12 protein-coding genes are annotated in these 16,370 nt (G+C 65.5%); 6 read left to right on the top strand and 6 right to left on the bottom strand.

The genetic code is table 11. The features are described from left to right. The first annotated feature begins 16 nt into the window (after positions 1–16). Both BpN12_RS08435 and BpN12_RS08430 read left to right on the top strand, forming a co-directional pair. Entirely contained in the window at positions 17–868 is an 852-nt protein-coding gene (locus tag BpN12_RS08435; RefSeq protein WP_246791985.1) for a transketolase, read from the top strand. Continuing rightward, positions 865–1,866, top strand: coding sequence for a transketolase family protein (locus BpN12_RS08430; RefSeq protein ID WP_246791984.1), 1,002 nt, complete (start codon positions 865–867; stop codon positions 1,864–1,866). Before BpN12_RS08435 ends, BpN12_RS08430 begins: the two co-directional genes overlap by 4 nt. Before the next feature lie 84 nt (positions 1,867–1,950). Here the strand turns inward: BpN12_RS08430 and BpN12_RS08425 are convergent, their stop codons facing one another. Further along, positions 1,951–3,195, bottom strand: a complete 1,245-nt coding sequence (locus BpN12_RS08425; RefSeq protein ID WP_246791983.1) for a lipase family alpha/beta hydrolase — start codon at positions 3,193–3,195, stop codon at positions 1,951–1,953. 762 nt (positions 3,196–3,957) lie between these two features. Between BpN12_RS08425 and BpN12_RS08420 the strand changes: the two genes are divergently transcribed. Beyond that, positions 3,958–5,553, top strand: a complete 1,596-nt coding sequence (locus tag BpN12_RS08420; protein ID WP_280529106.1) for a methyl-accepting chemotaxis protein — start codon at positions 3,958–3,960, stop codon at positions 5,551–5,553. A 21-nt stretch (positions 5,554–5,574) separates the two neighbouring features. Beyond that, positions 5,575–5,967: a hypothetical protein gene (locus BpN12_RS08415; RefSeq protein WP_246791982.1), complete on the top strand. Its 393-nt coding sequence runs from the start codon at positions 5,575–5,577 to the stop codon at positions 5,965–5,967. A gap of 22 nt (positions 5,968–5,989) precedes the next feature. Here BpN12_RS08415 and BpN12_RS08410 read toward each other — a convergent pair whose 3' ends face one another. Beyond that, positions 5,990–6,289 (bottom strand): DUF4148 domain-containing protein, encoded by a 300-nt coding sequence (locus tag BpN12_RS08410; protein WP_246791981.1) that lies wholly within the window; start codon positions 6,287–6,289, stop codon positions 5,990–5,992. A gap of 538 nt (positions 6,290–6,827) precedes the next feature. Between BpN12_RS08410 and BpN12_RS08405 the strand changes: the two genes are divergently transcribed. Further along, positions 6,828–7,787, top strand: coding sequence for a LysR family transcriptional regulator (locus tag BpN12_RS08405; RefSeq protein ID WP_246791980.1), 960 nt, complete (start codon positions 6,828–6,830; stop codon positions 7,785–7,787). A 33-nt stretch (positions 7,788–7,820) separates the two neighbouring features. On the opposite strand, the gene BpN12_RS08400 is transcribed toward BpN12_RS08405, so the two are convergent. The 3 genes from BpN12_RS08400 to BpN12_RS08390 form a co-directional block, all read right to left on the bottom strand. Further along, positions 7,821–9,176 (bottom strand): 3-phosphoshikimate 1-carboxyvinyltransferase, encoded by a 1,356-nt coding sequence (locus BpN12_RS08400; protein WP_246791979.1) that lies wholly within the window; start codon positions 9,174–9,176, stop codon positions 7,821–7,823. A 46-nt stretch (positions 9,177–9,222) separates the two neighbouring features. Further along, positions 9,223–10,083, bottom strand: coding sequence for a phytanoyl-CoA dioxygenase family protein (locus BpN12_RS08395; protein ID WP_246791978.1), 861 nt, complete (start codon positions 10,081–10,083; stop codon positions 9,223–9,225). 609 nt (positions 10,084–10,692) lie between these two features. Further along, positions 10,693–12,084, bottom strand: coding sequence for an MFS transporter (locus BpN12_RS08390; RefSeq protein ID WP_246791977.1), 1,392 nt, complete (start codon positions 12,082–12,084; stop codon positions 10,693–10,695). A gap of 902 nt (positions 12,085–12,986) precedes the next feature. On the opposite strand from BpN12_RS08390, the gene BpN12_RS08385 reads away from it, so the two are divergent. Next, entirely contained in the window at positions 12,987–14,141 is a 1,155-nt protein-coding gene (locus BpN12_RS08385; RefSeq protein ID WP_246791976.1) for a hypothetical protein, read from the top strand. 107 nt (positions 14,142–14,248) lie between these two features. On the opposite strand, the gene BpN12_RS08380 is transcribed toward BpN12_RS08385, so the two are convergent. Next, the gene (locus BpN12_RS08380) at positions 14,249–16,141 is read right to left on the bottom strand and encodes a methyl-accepting chemotaxis protein (protein ID WP_246791975.1); all 1,893 of its coding nucleotides are present in this window, start codon (positions 16,139–16,141) and stop codon (positions 14,249–14,251) included. Positions 16,142–16,370: the final 229 nt, after the last annotated feature.

Genomic DNA, 16,370 nt, shown 5'->3' with positions numbered 1-16,370 from the left:
TCAAGGAGACGAGCCAATGAGCACCACCGTCATCGAGGACGTGTCCCTCGCCGAGCGCGCTTACCGCATCCGCCGCAACGCCCTGCTGATGGGGGAAGTGCAGGGCCAGGGCTATATCGGCCAGGCACTCGACATCGCCGACGTTCTCGCCGTGTCGTATTTCGGCGCCATGCATTACCGGCCGACCGAACCCGACTGGGAAGGCCGCGACCGCTTCCTTTTGTCGAACGGCCACTACGCGATCGCGCTCTACGCTGCGCTGTTCGAAGCTGGCATCCTTCCCGAAGAAGAACTGGAGACCTACGGCAGCGACGACAGCCGTCTGCCGATGTCAGGGATGGCCAGCTACACCCCGGGGATGGAAATGTCCGGCGGCTCGCTCGGCCAGGGATTGACGATTGCCGTGGGCCGGTGTCTCGGACTCAAGCGCAAAGGCAGCGGGTCGTTCGTGTACACGCTGTTCTCGGACGGTGAGCTCGACGAAGGCGCCGTCTGGGAAGGTCTGCTCTCGGCGGCGCACTGGAAGCTGGACAACCTGATCGCGATGGTCGACGTAAACAACCAGCAGGCCGACGGGCCGTCGACGCAAATCATGGCGTTCGAGCCGCTCGTCCCGAAGCTCGAAGCGTTCGGGTGGTACGTGCAACGCGTGAACGGAAACGACATCAATGCCGTGAAGGCGGCCTTCGACAACGCCCGCGACTTGACGGAGCCGAAGCCCCGAATCATTGTGTGCGACACGAAGATGGGCTGTGGCGTGCCTTTCCTCGAGCAACGCGAAAAAAACCACTTCATCCGGGTCGACGCTCATGAATGGAAGCTGGCGCTGGATGCACTCGATGAAACTTTTGCAGGGAGCCAGGCATGAATTCGATCGTCGATAAAAAGCCACGCCTGAAGACTTCGGCGATGATCGCGTCCATCGCCGGCGAAGGGCAGCTCACCCGGTCCGCGCCGTTCGGTCATGCACTCGTCGAATTGGCTCGCGCGAAGGCGAATGTGATCGGCATGACGGCCGATCTGGGCAAGTACACGGACCTCCACGTGTTCGCGAAGGCGTTCCCGGAGCGGTACTACCAGATGGGCATGGCCGAACAACTGCTGATGGGGGCGGCCGCCGGTTTCGCTCACGAAGGTGCGCAGCCGTTCGTCACCACCTATGCGGTGTTCGCGACGCGACGGGCCTACGACTTCATTCATCAAACCATCGCCGAGGACAATCTCGACGTCAAAATCGTCTGTGCCCTGCCGGGCCTGACGACGGGATACGGGCCGAGCCACCAGGCCGCGGAAGACCTGGCGCTCATGCGGGCCATGCCGAACATGACGGTGATCGATCCGTGCGATGCCCTCGACATCGAGCAGATGGTGCCGGCCATCGCGGCGCACAAGGGGCCGGTGTATGCACGCCTTCTGCGGGGCAACGTGCCCGCGGTGCTCGACGAGTACGGTTATCGGTTCGAACTCGGCAAAGCCAGGATGCTGCGTGATGGCAACGACGTCCTCATCGTGTCGTCCGGCATCATGACCATGCGTGCGCTGGAAACCGCGAAAGCGCTGGCGTCGGACCGGGTGGACGTTGCGGTGCTGCACGTCCCGACCATCAAGCCGCTCGATACGGAGACCGTGATCCGCGAGGCGAAGCGGACCGGCCGCATGGTCGTCGTCGCCGAGAACCACACAGTCATCGGCGGCTTGGGGGAGGCTGTCGCAACGACCCTCCTGAGCGCCGGTGTCTCATGTACCTTCAAACAGGTGGCGCTGCCCGACGAATTCCTCGACGCGGGAGCGTTGCCGACGCTTCACGACCGCTATGGCATTTCAACGAACGTGATGGCCGCCAACATCAAACGGTGGCTGGCCTAGACGTTCGCGCATCGGCCGGCGCCCGCCATGGAAATGGCGGGCGCCGGCCGGTGGCAGCGCTCCAGGCGCCGCGTGCTCGGCGTGTCACGCGGCGCTCGGCTCGTCCCGCGATTCATCCTCCGCGTCATCTTCCTCCCCAAGCAGCGGCCATTCCAGCCCCACCAACTCCAGCATCGCCCGGATCGCATCCGACGCGTGCTTCATGTCCGACCCGCCCATTTGCCCATGGGAATACCCCGGGAACGTCTGGCATCCCGAATCGGTGAGTTCAAAGATGAACCGGGCGCTGTCCTCGGGAACGATACCGTCGCCCACCGCGGCTTTCCCCGCGCTGATGAACGGATCGGCCATCAGGTGATGGGGATCGGGCCGATACGTGAAGGCCGGTTTGTCGCCGTCGTTGGCAAGCGTCGGCTTCCCCGTGCCCACGAAGCAGTGATACGGAATCGGCGTGTCGTCCGGCGACGTCACCGTGAGCGTCGAGAAGAACGCCTGCGCCTCCTTGAGGCTTTCCGGGCTGAACTTGAAAAGGGAGAGCGCCGTCATGAACGGTGCCGTGGGCTCCGCGGTGTAGAAATCCAGCGCATGGCCGTTGCCGTCCTGGATGAACGGATGCCCGGGCGGGGGCAGCAACTCGTAGGTGGACGGAAACGCCGGCTTGTCGACCACCGACTGCACGTAGTTGACGTACTTCATCAGTTCCACGTCGGCGATCTGCTGCCCGAGCATCGCGCTCAACGCGAGCGGCGCGCCATAGTGCGGCGTCGCCAGCGTGATGAGCGCCTGGGCCTTGTCGAACCACGGCGCGGACTTCGATGCGGGATCCTCGAGCAGGCCGCGGCTCACCAGCCCGCCCATGCTGTGCCCGACGATATACAGCTTGTAGGTCTGGCCGGCGCTCGTGTAGACGTGGTCGAGTTCGGTGAGCGCCGCGCCAAGCCGCTTCGCCGAATCGCGGTTGTTTTGCCGCCAGTCGTAGGGGCAATGGTAGAAGACCTTCGGCAGCGGCTTGTCGAGCGGCTTCGTATCGCTTTCCAGCGGCGTGCAGCTCGATGAAATCGCGCTCGTGAAGCCCATCTTGTGCTGCATGAAATGGATCAGCTGGCCGTAGCACGACAGGTTTTCCGGCCCGATCCGGAAGTGGGAGACGATGTCTCCGACCGGCAGCGTCGCCTGGTCGGCCACCTCCTTGCACCGCTCGTCATCCCTGAAGACGTGAACGAGTTCCAGCGCATCGGGCCAGGCCCGCTTCTTGTTGCTGGCAAGGTTCAGTTCCGATGCGGACGTGCCGGGCACGAAGGCGATGACGATGTTATCGGTGGTTTGCATGGCGTTTCTTGAGGGTGGGAGGGTACGGCGATGCCGGCGTGTCCGCCGCCATGCCTGCATGACGAAGCACGTGGCCGGCCTGCGGATTCGTGTCGACGGGAACGGACGGGGCGTTGCCGAACCGGCATGGCGCATCCGTCAATCGCGTCGGCCCCGGTGGCAGCGGCGTTCACGAAGATGGACGAAAGGCATGGACTTCCCCGTTGGCTGGCATGGATGAATTTTCATGGCGGTAACACGATGCATGGCTGGCGATTGAAGGCTTTCGCCATGGCCGGGCACAAGGATGCCTGATCTATTTTTCAATACTATCGTGACATAAAGATAGACAGAATAAAAACGATTCGTTTATTCCGGTAATGGATTGAATTGCTTTTGCATCGACAAGGGCATTCACCGGCGAACGCGATGCCCGCGTCCGCCGCCACGTAACGTCAGGCCGGCCATCCCGGCGGCGCCCCGGGCAGGGCAGTCGTCCGCATTCCTCCGCGCCATGCCTCTGTGGAAACCCTTAGGTTAACCAAAACTTATGTCGGGGGCCGTAGTTCGTATTAGGTAGTCCTCTACAAAGCCCTTACATTGACATCCCACTTACCCATGGTCCGGTGCGTGCAAGACCTCACGCGCCAGGCCCCCGGCTCATGCCAGCCGGAGACAAGATTCGAGACATGGTTTGAACGGCGCGGCACGTCTGTCGATATCACGTCAAAGACTGGTTTCAAACGAGTGGGTTTCTTTATCCAGCTTTCAAGGAATACCGTGATGCGACTTTCCATTCAATCGCGCCTCGCATTGACGATGGGCCTGCTGTCGGTCCTGCTGCTTGCCGTCGGCCTGTTCGGCATCGTGGGCATGACGTACAGCAACGACAACAATCTCGATACCTATACGAACAAGCTGCCGAGCGCCAACTTCATCGGCGAGGCGGAGCTGAGCCTGCAGCGCGAGCGCACGGCGCTGCTGCGTGGCGCGATCGACACCTCGTCGGACACCAACATCCACGATACGGTCGAACACGAGAAGGCGTTTCGCGCGATGGCGCGCAAGGCGCTCGACGGCTACATGAAGCTGCCGCAATCGGCGCGCGAAGCCGAGCTGGCGCGCGACCTGATGGCGAAGCGCACGGCGATGGATGCGGGACTCGACACGTTCGCGCAGGCACTGGTCTCGAAGGACGCGCCGCGCATCATGCAGGCCGCGCTCGAGAACAACACGCTGTACGGCAAGTATCACGAGAGCAGCGCGAAGCTGCGCGAGCTGCAGGTGAAGGAGGCGCGCGAGGAATTCGAAACGGAGCAGCACTGGTTCGGCGTGCTGCGCGTGGTCACGTTCGCGTCGCTGGCGCTGGGCCTGCTGACCGCGATCGGGAGCTTCCTGAGCCTGCGTCGCGCGATCTCGCAGCCGCTGGGTATCGCGCTTGCGCATTTCGACCGCATCGCGCAGGGCGATCTCACGCACACGGTGGCGGTGAACTCGCACGATGAAATGGGCGCGCTGCTGCGCGGCATCGCCGACATGCAGGAGCGCTTGCGCCGGACCGTGCGCGACCTGCGCCAGGGCAGCGAGGCGATCGCGCTGGCCACCAGCGAGGTGGCGGCCGGCAACCAGGATCTCTCCGCGCGCACGGAGGCGCAGGCGGCCTCGCTCGAGGAAACGGCGGCGAGCATGGAAGAACTGACGTCGACCGTCCGCCACAACACCGACAACGCGCAGCAGGCGCGGCAGCTCGCATCCACGGCGCGCGACGTGACGGTGGCCGGCAGCCGGCAGGTGGCGGAAGTGGTGCAGACCATGGCGGGCATCAGCGAGAGCGCGGTCAGGATCGCCGACATCACCGGCGTGATCGAGGGCATCGCGTTCCAGACCAACATCCTCGCGCTGAACGCGGCGGTGGAGGCGGCGCGCGCCGGCGAGAACGGCCGCGGCTTCGCGGTGGTGGCCTCGGAAGTGCGGTCGCTGGCGCAGCGCTCCAGCACGGCCGCGAAGGAGATCAAGGACTTGATCGGCACCTCGGTCGAGCGCGTGCGCGTGGGCAACGAACTCGTCGTGCGCAACGGCAACACGATGGACGAGATCAACGAGTCGATCCAGCGCGTCTACGACATCGTCGGCGAAATTGCCGAGGCATCGCACGAGCAGAGTCGCGGCATCGAGCAGGTGAACCAGGCGATTTCGCAGATGGACGGCGTCACGCAGCAGAACGCGGCGCTCGTCGAGCAGGCCGCCGCCGCGGCGCTGTCGCTCGATGAGCAGACCGGCCGCCTGCGCGAGATCGTGAACGGCTTCCGCATCGATCGCGCGGGGAGCAGCGCGCCGGCGGCGTTCGTGCCGCTGGCGGGGCTGGCGTTGGCGGGCTGAGACGATGCGCATGGCGCGCGCGTGCTCGACGCGGCGCTGGCGCAAGCGGCTTCGGATCGGCCGCCGCCGCGCGAGCGCACGGCGCCGCTGCCGTGGCAACGCCCGATCCGTTTCGCCGACGATACCGGCATCGTCACCATGCCGTGCGTGATGGACGATCGCGTCGTCGCGCATCCGGCCTTGCGGCACCCGGCGCTCGAACGGCCGGTCGCGTTTCGCGGCGGCGTGGCGCTGGTGCCGCTGCCCGATCGGCTGCGCGAGGCGACCCATCCGCTCGCATTGGTCACGTCGCTCGGCGACGCGATCGGCATGGCGAAGGCGCAGCCGCTGATGGACTGGCTCTGGCGCACGGGGCTCCTCGATCCGGTGGAGCCGGCCGTGTCAGCCGCTCCGGCTGCGTCGCGCGCCGCCTGACGCAGGCGCTCCCGGGCTTCGCTTACTTCGAAGCCTGAATGATCACGCCGGGCTGCGCCGACGCCTCCTGCTGATACTGAAGGGCCGACGCGCGTCGCTGCGCGATCACGCGCTCGGCCGCTTCCATGTTCCGGTGCAGCCGGCCTTCGTAGCCGAACGGGTTGTAGCCGGCCTGTTCCAGTTCGACGATCTGCGCCCGCACTTCGGCGCGCGTGACGGGCTGGTTCGACTCGGCGAACGCGAGCGTGGGGGCGGCGATCAGCGCGGCAAGCGTGGCGGCGCTGACGATGGCGCGGCGGGCGGTGTAGGTGGCGAAAGTCATCGCGATCCTCGGTGGCAAGTGTCTGATGCCGAAGTCTGAGGGTTTACGTGATGAGGGTAAATGCCGGGGTCGCCGAATTAATGCCGGTGCCGGGAAACTTATCACCTCGCGCTCATGACTTCACGCCGCGCCGGGCAGCGCCTGCCCGACCAGATGCGCGAAGGCGCGGGCCGCCGTCGGGCGCGGCTCGCGGGTTGTCCGGAGATACCGGGGCAAATTCGGCGGGGCGGCGAATAAAAAAACAAACGCCGGTCCGAAACCTCGCGGGTGAGGCATAAACTGGTGTCGATGCGGCCGCGCATGGCTCATATGGCCCACGTCACGGGGCTCACGGCTTTCGGCCGCGGGCCACGACGAAGCCGGGCGGGCTGGCCCCAAGCGACCGGCTGCGTTCGGTGACGCGGGTGGAACCACGAGGCCGGCGCCGCGGCGTCCGGCGGTGCCGCCGGCCGCCTCGATCGGGGCGTGGCCCGTCGCGCCGGCGGGATGCCGGCACGCGTCCCGAGTCGCGCCTCAACCCACCAGAGCGCAAGTCCCTATGAATCTACGCAGCGTTGATCTGAACCTGCTGGTCGTGCTCGATGCGTTGCTGACCGAAAAGCACGTGACGCGGGCCGCGACGAAGATCGGGCTGAGCCAGTCGGCCATGAGCAGCGCGCTCGGGCGCCTGCGAACGCTGCTGCAGGACGATCTGCTGATCCGCAACGCGTCGGGCATGGAGCCCACGCCGCGCGCGCTGGAGCTGGAGGAGCCGCTGCGCCAGCTGCTGCGCCAGGCCGAGCGGCTGATCAAGTCGAGCAGTTCGTTCGATCCCGCCACCAGCACCCAGCACTATCGGCTGCGCATGTCGGACGTGCTCGAATATCTGCTGATGCCGGCCCTGCTCGAACAGCTCGGGCAACTGGCGCCGCAGGTGACGATCGACGTCGTGCATCTACCGCCGCGCCAGACCGTGACGGCGCTCGACGCGGACGACATCGACCTCGCGGTGAGCATGGATCTGGAGCACACCGGAGCGGTGCGCTCGACGCCGCTGTTCGAGGATCGCATGGTGTGCGTGCTGGCGCGCGAGCACCCGCATGCTGGCGACGAGATGACGATGGAGCTGTTTCTCGCGCTGCCGCATCTCAAGGTGTCGATCAGCTCGACCGACGGCCGCTACGTGGATGCCGCGCTGGCGCGGATGCAGCGCGCGCGGAACGTGGCGCTGAACGTGCCGCACTGGCTCGTGGTTCCGCACCTGCTGCGCCATTCCTCGATGATCGCGGTGATGTCCGGGCGGCTGGCCGCGCGCTTCGCGCAGGACGGGCTCGTGATCAAGGCGCTGCCGTTCGAATCGACGCGGTTCCATTGGTCGATGTACTGGCACCGGCGCCACGACAGCGTCCCCGCGCAGGCGTGGATGCGGGAGCGGATCCGCGCGGCGGCCAGCGGGCTGGCGCCGCGCGAGCCGGATCCGACTCCGGCCCTCACCCGCGCCATGTCGGCAGGCGGGTGAGGGCGAGGGGCTGCGGCTTGACGCATCGATCCTTTACTCGTCGATCACCGCCGGGCCGGTCACGACGCTTTGCACCGGCGAGAACGACGCGCCGAGCGCCTCGAACTGGGTGAGGAACTCGGGAAACGAGCAGATCACATCCTGGAAGCCGTCGAGGTGGCACGGCCGCCGGAACTTCAGCGAGGCGACGAACAGCGACATGAAGTTGCGATGGTCGCCGCAACTGGTGAGGATCTCGCCGCCTTCGTAATCGCTTCTGCCACGCGTGACGAAGCCGTCGATATCGCCCTGGCGGTTCCAGAGCAGCTTGATGTCGGCGCCGAGCTTGCTGGCCTCGGTCACCATCGACTCGATGCGCGACGACTTGTGGAGCCGCGTGACCGAGCCGCCCACCACGCGGAATTCGCCCTCCACGAACAGGCTCAGCGCGACCAGCGTCGGGATGATGTTCGGACCGTCGCTGACGTCCACCTCGTGCCGGCCGGACAGCCTGGCGTGAACGCTCGACACCAGCAGCTCCTGCGCGTTGTCGTCGTGCATCACCTTCACGCCGAGCGCCTGCACCACGTCGATGAAGATCTGCTCGCCCTGCAGCGTGTCGCTGGTGATGCCGCGGATCACGTACTCGCCGGGGAACACCGTGCAGGCGAACAGCAGGTACGACAGCGAGGTGTAGTCGGCGTTGATCCGCGAATCGAACGCGACGTACTCGCCCGGGCGCACGGAGAAGTGGCTGAACCGATCGTCCACCTCGATGTCGATCGAGGCGCGGCGCAGGAAGTCGACGGTCTGCGCGATGTAGGACTTCGACAGCACCGGCTCGCTCTGGTGGATCGTCATGGGCTGGTCCGACAGCGGCGCGAGGAACAGCAGCGCGGTGACGAACTGCGAGCTGACGTCGCCGGGCAGCTCGGCGTGCGTGCGCGAGATCCGCTGCCCCCAGTTGATCACGGGTGCCTTGCCGGCGTCGCCGATGTGCTGGATGTTCGCGCCGAGCGAGTCGAGCGCGTCGAACAGCGGCTTCATGACCCGGCGGCGCAGCGTGTGATCGCCGGTCAGGATGGTGGGCGAGCGGCGCGTGCAGGTGATGGCCGACAGCGTGCGGAACACCAGTCCCGAGCCCTTCGCGTCGATCACGAGGGTGTCGTTGGTGAACTGGCCGCCCACGCCGTCGATTTCAAGGAAGCCGTCGTGCTCGCTGATGCGCGCGCCGAGCTGCCGGCAGGCCTGCTTCATCGTATCGGTTTCGAGGCAGCGCAAGTCGTTGTGAATGCGCGAGCGGCCGGTGGCCAGGCTCGCGGTGACGATGGCGCGCTGGGTCTCCGGCTTCGACGCCGGCACGGACATCACGGGCTTCAGATGCGATGCGGGATTCACTCTCAGGTACATGATGACCTCGGTTGTCTGGATGGGGCGGGGATCGGCAATCGGCGCATCACGCGACCGCGTAGCCTGCTGACTTCATGTCCGACATCTGCTTGTTCAGGTGCGAGCCTTCCTGCACTTCGTAGAGCGAACCAAAATCGCGCTCCGCGATCGGCAGGCGATGCAGGCCGGCTTCCACGCGCGCCATGCGGGACGGCTGCCCGCGCAGCAGCCGCACGCCCGGCTCGTTGTGGGCTGCGTGCGGGCCGAAGTAGATCGGGAACGAATCGGCCGCGCGGTAGGCCGGCAGGAACGTGCGGCGCGGCAGGTTCGAGGTGTTGCGCGCCGACGCATGCAGGGTCAGGCAGTGCAGGAACAGCACGCCGCCGGACTTGACCTCCACCTCCACGGCGTCGGCCTCCACGACGTCCTGCACGGTACCGCGGAAGAAGCCGTCGATCTCATGCGAGCGAAGCCCGCGGCGGTGCGAGCCCGGAATCACGCGGAGGCAGCCGTTCTCGCGGTTCGCGTCGTCGAGGAAGATCAGCGCCGTGAGCAGATCCGAGTTGGTGTGAGGGTAATAGGAAAAATCCTGATGCCACTTCACGATGCTGCCCACCTTCGGCCCCTTCATGTTGATCTTGCTGTAGTGGAACATCACGTCGTCGCCGATCAGCTGCTGGATGCTGTCGAGCAGATCGGGGTCGGCGGCCAGCCGCTCGAACACGTCGTGCTTCTGGGTCGGCGACCAGATGCGCCGGACCGTCGAGCCGTCCTGCGGCTCCATCTCGAACGCCTTGCCGAGATTGCTCGGGTCGAGCAGCTCGTCGATCGCACGGATCGCCTCGGCGACCTTCGTCGCATCGAACACATCGTCCACCACCACGAAACCATGGTGGGCATAGAACCTGGCTTGTTGAGCAGAAATCATCACCTCTCCTTGATCGAGAAAAAAGGAAAACGAATGCCGAATTGCGTGCTGGCGCCGGTTTCGGATGGCGGGTGGCCGTCATCCCGGCGCGTGGTTGTCGCCGCTGACATGAGCGCTGCGCTGAATGAAACGAATTGCCGGTAATGCGGTGGCCGTGATTCCGAATGGCCTGTTAATCAGCATGACGAAATGATTCGATGAAAATTATCCGGATCTGTTTGCAACAAAAATGGAATGCGCCGATGAAGTTGGGGCGTGCGGAAACAAAGCCGGACAGCGTTTCGTTCAACCGTGGACGCTGCTTGCTGCACCGCGAGATCCAAGCATAAGCAGCCGTTTCGCGGATTTGAAGTTGATAATTAAAATGCCGATATCTGTCTGGTAAATGTCAATCAGGCTGAGTCGATCCGCTGCGCCATGCCTGATTTTTGAATAATGGGCAAGGGTGATGCGGCGTGATCCGGATGGGTGTCGCCTGCTTTGAATTCGATTGTCAATTTAAAAAAATCGCAATCTAAAATTTTATTTTTAGATATCGGAGGATTCGATGTTTGATTGGAATCCGGCCGCCGGAGGCGGCAATGAATGGCGCCGCGGCCGGGCCGCGCGTCAGGCTTGCTGCCGATACGGCAGCAAGCGGAAGCAACTGACCACGGTGCCCAGCAGCGCGAAGCCGCTGCCGGCCCACAGCGCGACGATCGGGCCATGCGGGCCGGCCACGTGGAAGCACAGGGCGACCAGCGCGGCGCCGAGCGTCTGCCCGAGCAGGCGCGCCGTGGCGACGATGCCGCTGGCCGCGCCGCTGCGTTCGGGCGGTGCGCTGCCCATCAGCGCCTTGAGATTGGGCGCCTGGAAGAAGCCGAAGCCAGCGCCGCACAGCACCATGCGCCAGACCAGCGCGAACGTCGACGGCGCGGGCGGCAGCGTGGCCAGCGACGCCATGCCGATCGACAGCGTCAGCAGCCCGATGGTGCCGAGCACGCCGGCCGGATAGCGATCGGAAAGGCGCCCGGCGATGGGTGCCATGATCGCCACCACGGCGGGCCACGGCGTCATCAGGAAGCCGGTGGCGACCTGGCTGTTGCCAAGCCCGATCTGCAGGAAGAATGGCAGCGAGACGAACGCGAAGCCCTGCGTGGTGAACGAGCAGACCGAGGTCAGCGCGGACAGCGAGAACACCGGGCGGCGGAACAGGTCGACCGCCAGCATCGGCGCCGGGTGGCCGGCCTGGCGCCTCAGCAGCGCATAGCCGCTCAGCGCGGCCACGCCCCATTCGGCGATGACGGCGCGCGTCACGCCGCCGTGCGCGACGGTACCGAGGCCGAGTATCAGGAGTGCGAAGAAAATCGCGCAGAGCAGCGCGGCGGCCATGTCGAAACCGTGCCGGGCGCGGTGCGTGGCCGGCAGCGTGCCGGCCGCCATCAGGACGGACGCCAGCCCCACCGGCACGTTGACGAGGAACAGCCAGTGCCACGACGCCACGGACAGGATCGCCGACGCCACGGTCGGGCCGACCGTGAACGACACGGCCACCACCAGCGCGTTCAATCCGAGGCCGCGCCCGAGCAGCCGCGCCGGATAGGAGAAGCGGATCAGCGCGGTGTTGACGCTCATGATGGCGGCCGCCCCGACGCCCTGCAGCGCGCGCGCCGTGGCCAGCGTGGGCAGCGACCACGCGAGGCCGCAGGCCAGCGAACTGGCGGTGAACAACGCGAGGCCGGCGATATACACGCGCCGGTGGCCGGCGATCTCGCCGAGCGAGGCGAACGGCAGCAACGTCGCGACCATCGCCAGCTGGTACGCGTTGACCACCCAGATCACGGAGGAATGATCGGCCCCGATGCTGGCCGCGATGGTGGGCAGGGCGGTGTTGGTGATGGCGGTGTCGAGCGTGGCCATCGCGACCGCCAGGGAAATGGCGATCAGCGCCGCGATCCGTTGGTGGGTCGGCAAGCCGTCCTGGTAGGGGAGGCGGAGCGACTGCAAGTCGTTGGCGGACATGGCGCGAGATGCGAAGAGGGAGAGCGGGTACTCTCGCACTGCATCATGAATTAATCCAATGGATGTTTGAAATGATTATATTCATCGTGTGGATGATGAATCGGGCTGGCCATGCCGAGGTGGGGTGTCGGTATCGATGCTTTCATTTTTCTTCGCGCATGCCGACGATTGCATGGCGCATCCGAAGCCGGCGGTGCGGCGGCCCGGCGTGGCAGCCGGCCGGCAACGGGCCGCGTGGCGGATATTGAGTGCGTTTCTTTTGGAGTTTGCGAGGACATTTTACTTCCGCGCATCAATGGCGTGGCCCGCTCATTTCGAACATGAAAATACTTTCGATTTCATCAAAAAAAGTTTGACGGACCCAATATTTGGTTGCATTCTCCCTGCCAATCCAAAGCCGGTGGCTGGATTTCAAGAAATCCTACAAAAAGCCGACGATATATTTAAATTCAATTTCACGAAAGGCACATGCAGTCTCAGGTGGTGGCCGCAGCAGGTTTTTCGATGGAGGCGATCATATCAATATGATTGGCAGTCCTGTATTCGTTGGGCGGCATGTGGACCAAGGAAGACCGCGCAGGGGGGATTTCATGCGGCGCGTTTCGAGAATAATGATTCGGATTGCAGACCAATATTGTTTTAGAAAAAGATTGATGACATGACGAATGCCTGATGGGTCTCGCAGCGCCCGACGAGGGGGGATCTCGTTGAATCCTTGTGAAGCCATCACCGAAAGCACTTGGCCACCTCGTGGCAAGTGATCCGTGACCGGCCGACATGGTCGGAGCCGGCCGGCCGCGGGTTGTCGTTCGAAACGTCCGGGCTTTCGAATCTCCGAAGGCCGGACACGGAAACCATTGCTTCCACTGGAGAAACAGATGCGATCGAGGACCTTGCTTGACATGCATGACATTGCTCGCGCCGCGGTGGTCCTGGGTGCGGGGCTGGGCATCGGATTGGCCGCGTTGCCGGCCGCCTACGCCGGGCAGGCAGCCGGCGCGTTCGTCGACCAGGCGCAGGTGCAGGCCGACGCCGCGGCGCAGGCCGACTGGCGCGAGAACGTCCGGCAGTTCGCGCCGCGGGGCGAAGGCTGCTATCACGCCAGCTATCCGAACCTGAATTGGGACAAGGTGGCGTGCGGCCCGGTATCGGGCTATCGATCCTCGCGCCCCAGCCTCGCGCGCCTGACCGGCGCGCAGGCGCTTCGCGGCACGTCGCAGCAGGTGGTCGGCAACGGCTCCGATTACGCGGTCCAGGCGCCGGCCGGCGCGCTGATCAGCGCCGCGGTGGGGAGCTTTCCGTCGGTCAGCGGCGTCAGCTCGGAGAAGGGCGCCAACGTGCCGTTCGGCTCCGGCGAGAGCGACGGCATCACGGGCGCGAACCAATACACGCTGCAGCTCAACACGAACCTGTACCAGGGATCGGCGGCGTGCAACGGCTATTCGGGGTGCCTCGCCTGGCAGCAGTACATCCTGGTGTCGGACGACGTGAACGCGTCCGGCACGGCGCTGACCGGCACCTCCGACGTGTTCATCCAGACCTGGCTGATCAACTACGGCCGCGACGTGGACGGCGGCAACACCAACATCTGCCCCAGCGGCTACACCGATGCCGGCGCGGACCAGGAGGGTGACGACTGCTACCGGAACAGCCCGTCGGTGGTGGTCGCCAAGCAGCTGCCGATCACCTCGCTGGCGAGCCTGAAGCTGTCGGGCAGCGCCACGGCGAACGGCACCGACACGGCCACCGTCACCTACGGCACGCAGGCCTACAGCTCGTCGGTGAAGGACAACGTGTCCGATATCGCGAGCGGCTGGACGCAGGCGGAGTTCAATGTGGTGGGCAATGCGGGCGGCTCGCGCGCGGACTTCAATTCGGGCGCCTCGCTGACCGTCAACGTCGCCGTGAGCGACGGCTCGACGGCCGCGCCGAAGTGCATCGGGCCGAGCAACGGCGGCACGACGGGCGAGACCAACAATCTCACGCTCGGCAAATGCACGGCGTCCGCGGGTTCGGGTTCGACCTCGCCGGCGATCCAGTTCACCGAAGCGGACTGACGGCGTTTATCGCGCTTCGAACCTGAAGCGCTGCTGAGGCGAGCGGGCGTTACAGCGCCCGCTTCGGCGGTCCGGCGCGCGTGATCCTCGCACTCGCCGGACCGCCCTCATGCCTGCAGCCTGAAGAAACCGACCGTCGCGTGCAGGTCGCGCCCCTGCGCGCTCAGCGATTCGGACGCCGCCGCGATTTCCTCGACGAGCGCCGCGTTCTGCTGGGTGTTCTGGTCCATCGAGGCGACGGCCTGGTTGACCTCGTCGATGGCGCGGCTCTGTTCGTCGGCCGCGGCCGCGATTTCGGTGGTGATCTGCGCGACGTTGCCAACCGCCGAATTCAGTTCCGAGATGGTCCGGCCGGCCAGCCCTATCTGGCTCGCGCCTTCGCGCACGTTGCCGACCGAGGCTTCGAGCAGCGCCTTGATTTCCTTCGCGGCGCCGGTCGAGCGTTGCGCGAGGTTGCGCACTTCGGAGGCGACCACCGCGAAGCCGCGGCCGCTCTCGCCGGCGCGCGCCGATTCCACCGCCGCGTTGAGCGCCAGGATGTTGGTCTGGAACGCGATGCCCTCGATGATCCCGACGATGCCGATGATGCGCTCCGATTCGCTCACGGCCGCCTGCATGGTTTTCGCGGCGTCGGACACGGCCTCATCGCCGCGTCGCGCGGTGGCGACGGCACCGGACGCGATCGCGTTGGCGTGCTTGGCGCGATCGGCCGCCTCGCGCACCGTGCTGGCGAGCTGCTCCATGCTGGCCGCGGTCTGCTGGATCGAGGCGGCCTGCTGCTCGGTGCGGGCGGACAGGTCGTTGTTGCCGGCGGAGACTTCGCGCGAGGCGGTTTCGAGGTGCGTGATGCTCGACGACACCTTGACGAGCACACCGTGCAGCTTCTCGACGAACGCGTTGAAGCGGCCCGCGAGCAGCCCGACCTCGTCGCTGTTGACGATCGGCAGGCGCCGCGTCAGGTCGCCGTCGCCGACCGCGATCTCATGCATCGATCCCGCGAGATTGCGCAGTGGCACCGCGATCTGCCGGCTCAGCATGACCATCGCGAACAGCGCGATCACGATCACCAGCGCACCCGTGCCGACCAGCTGCGAGGTCAGCCGGTTCGCGGCGGCCATCATCTCGGCCTGCGGTTCGAGCGCGTAGTAGCGCCAGCCGTTCTTGGGCGAGGTGTAGGCGTAGGCCTGGTAGGTGGTCGAATCGATCGTCACGGCAGTGCGGCCGTCGGTGGCCGACGCGAGCTGCTCGTAGCCGCCGCCGAGCGACTTGAAGTCCTTGAATTCGTGGCGCTTGTCGCGCGGATCGATCAGCACCTTGCCGTTGTTGTCGGTCACGATCAGGTAGCCGCTCTGGCCGAAGCGGATGCCGCTGGTGAGCTTGGCGAAGCCTTCGAGCGAAAGATCGCCCTCGAGCACGCCCAGCACCTCGCCGCCGGCGGTCTTGACCACCCGCGCGAACGGGATGATCGCGCCGCCGGAGCCGGCCGCGCTCAGGTACGGCGCGGGCCGCGCCACCCGATCGGGGGTTTCCATGGCGGCCGTGTACCAGGGCCGCTGGCGCGGATCGTAGTGGTCGCCGTTCATGGTTTCCATCGGCCACTGCACGTAGCCGCCCCAGTGCGTGCCGATGTCGAGGTAGCGCATGTTCGGATGCGCGTCGCCGAACTGCTTGAGCACCGTGAAGATGCGCTGCTCGACGCCGCCGTTGCTGTCCGGCGTCATCTTGCCGGTGTGGGTCAGGTAGTTGGTGATGGTGGCGTCGGCCGACGTCAGCTCGGGAGTTTGGGCGAGATACGTGAGGTTCTGCTCGACTTCGCTGAAGGTGCCGTCGAGCGAGCCGTCGGCTTGCGTGATGCGGGCCTGGCTCGATTGTTCGAATTCGCTGACGGCCTGGTGGCGCACGTTCAGCGTGCCGACGGTCGCCAGCACGGCGACGCTGAGAACCAGCGCGGTACCGAAGGCAAGGTTGATCTTGAAACCGATCGAATTCGATACTTTCATTCCGATTCTTCCGAGGATTGGAGTGGCAAGCCCGGAGGCAGCTTCAAGAGCCCAGCCGGCAGACGTGTTCTCGACAATGCTCGAGAATTTCTTGAGGGGTGGGAAAACCCCTATCAAGAAAAAAAGATGCAGAAGAATCAAGGCACAGGCGTGGCCTGCCGAGGCGGATCGTGGCGATGGTTGGCGCGGGATGGGGGTGCGCGGTACTGGAAATCAGGGACGCGCGAAG

The sequence above is a fragment of the Burkholderia perseverans genome (assembly GCF_022870505.1).
GTDB classification, from domain to species: Bacteria; Pseudomonadota; Gammaproteobacteria; order Burkholderiales; family Burkholderiaceae; genus Burkholderia; species Burkholderia plantarii.
The sequence above is the reverse complement of the archived record's forward strand: the minus strand, read 5'-3'. Positions and strand labels throughout refer to the sequence as shown.

Bases quoted from the DNA above. Each gene is read 5' to 3' on its own strand.
- BpN12_RS08425 (WP_246791983.1), bottom strand. From the start codon at position 3,195: ATGCAAACCACCGATAACATCGTCATCGCCTTCGTGCCCGGCACGTCC.
- BpN12_RS08390 (WP_246791977.1), bottom strand. From the start codon at position 12,084: ATGTCCGCCAACGACTTGCAGTCGCTCCGCCTCCCCTACCAGGACGGC.
- BpN12_RS08430 (WP_246791984.1), top strand. From the start codon at position 865: ATGAATTCGATCGTCGATAAAAAGCCACGCCTGAAGACTTCGGCGATG.
- BpN12_RS08385 (WP_246791976.1), top strand. From the start codon at position 12,987: ATGCATGACATTGCTCGCGCCGCGGTGGTCCTGGGTGCGGGGCTGGGC.
- BpN12_RS08400 (WP_246791979.1), bottom strand. From the start codon at position 9,176: ATGTACCTGAGAGTGAATCCCGCATCGCATCTGAAGCCCGTGATGTCC.
- BpN12_RS08420 (WP_280529106.1), top strand. From the start codon at position 3,958: ATGCGACTTTCCATTCAATCGCGCCTCGCATTGACGATGGGCCTGCTG.
- BpN12_RS08380 (WP_246791975.1), bottom strand. From the start codon at position 16,141: ATGAAAGTATCGAATTCGATCGGTTTCAAGATCAACCTTGCCTTCGGT.
- BpN12_RS08410 (WP_246791981.1), bottom strand. From the start codon at position 6,289: ATGACTTTCGCCACCTACACCGCCCGCCGCGCCATCGTCAGCGCCGCC.
- BpN12_RS08395 (WP_246791978.1), bottom strand. From the start codon at position 10,083: ATGATTTCTGCTCAACAAGCCAGGTTCTATGCCCACCATGGTTTCGTG.
- BpN12_RS08435 (WP_246791985.1), top strand. From the start codon at position 17: ATGAGCACCACCGTCATCGAGGACGTGTCCCTCGCCGAGCGCGCTTAC.
- BpN12_RS08405 (WP_246791980.1), top strand. From the start codon at position 6,828: ATGAATCTACGCAGCGTTGATCTGAACCTGCTGGTCGTGCTCGATGCG.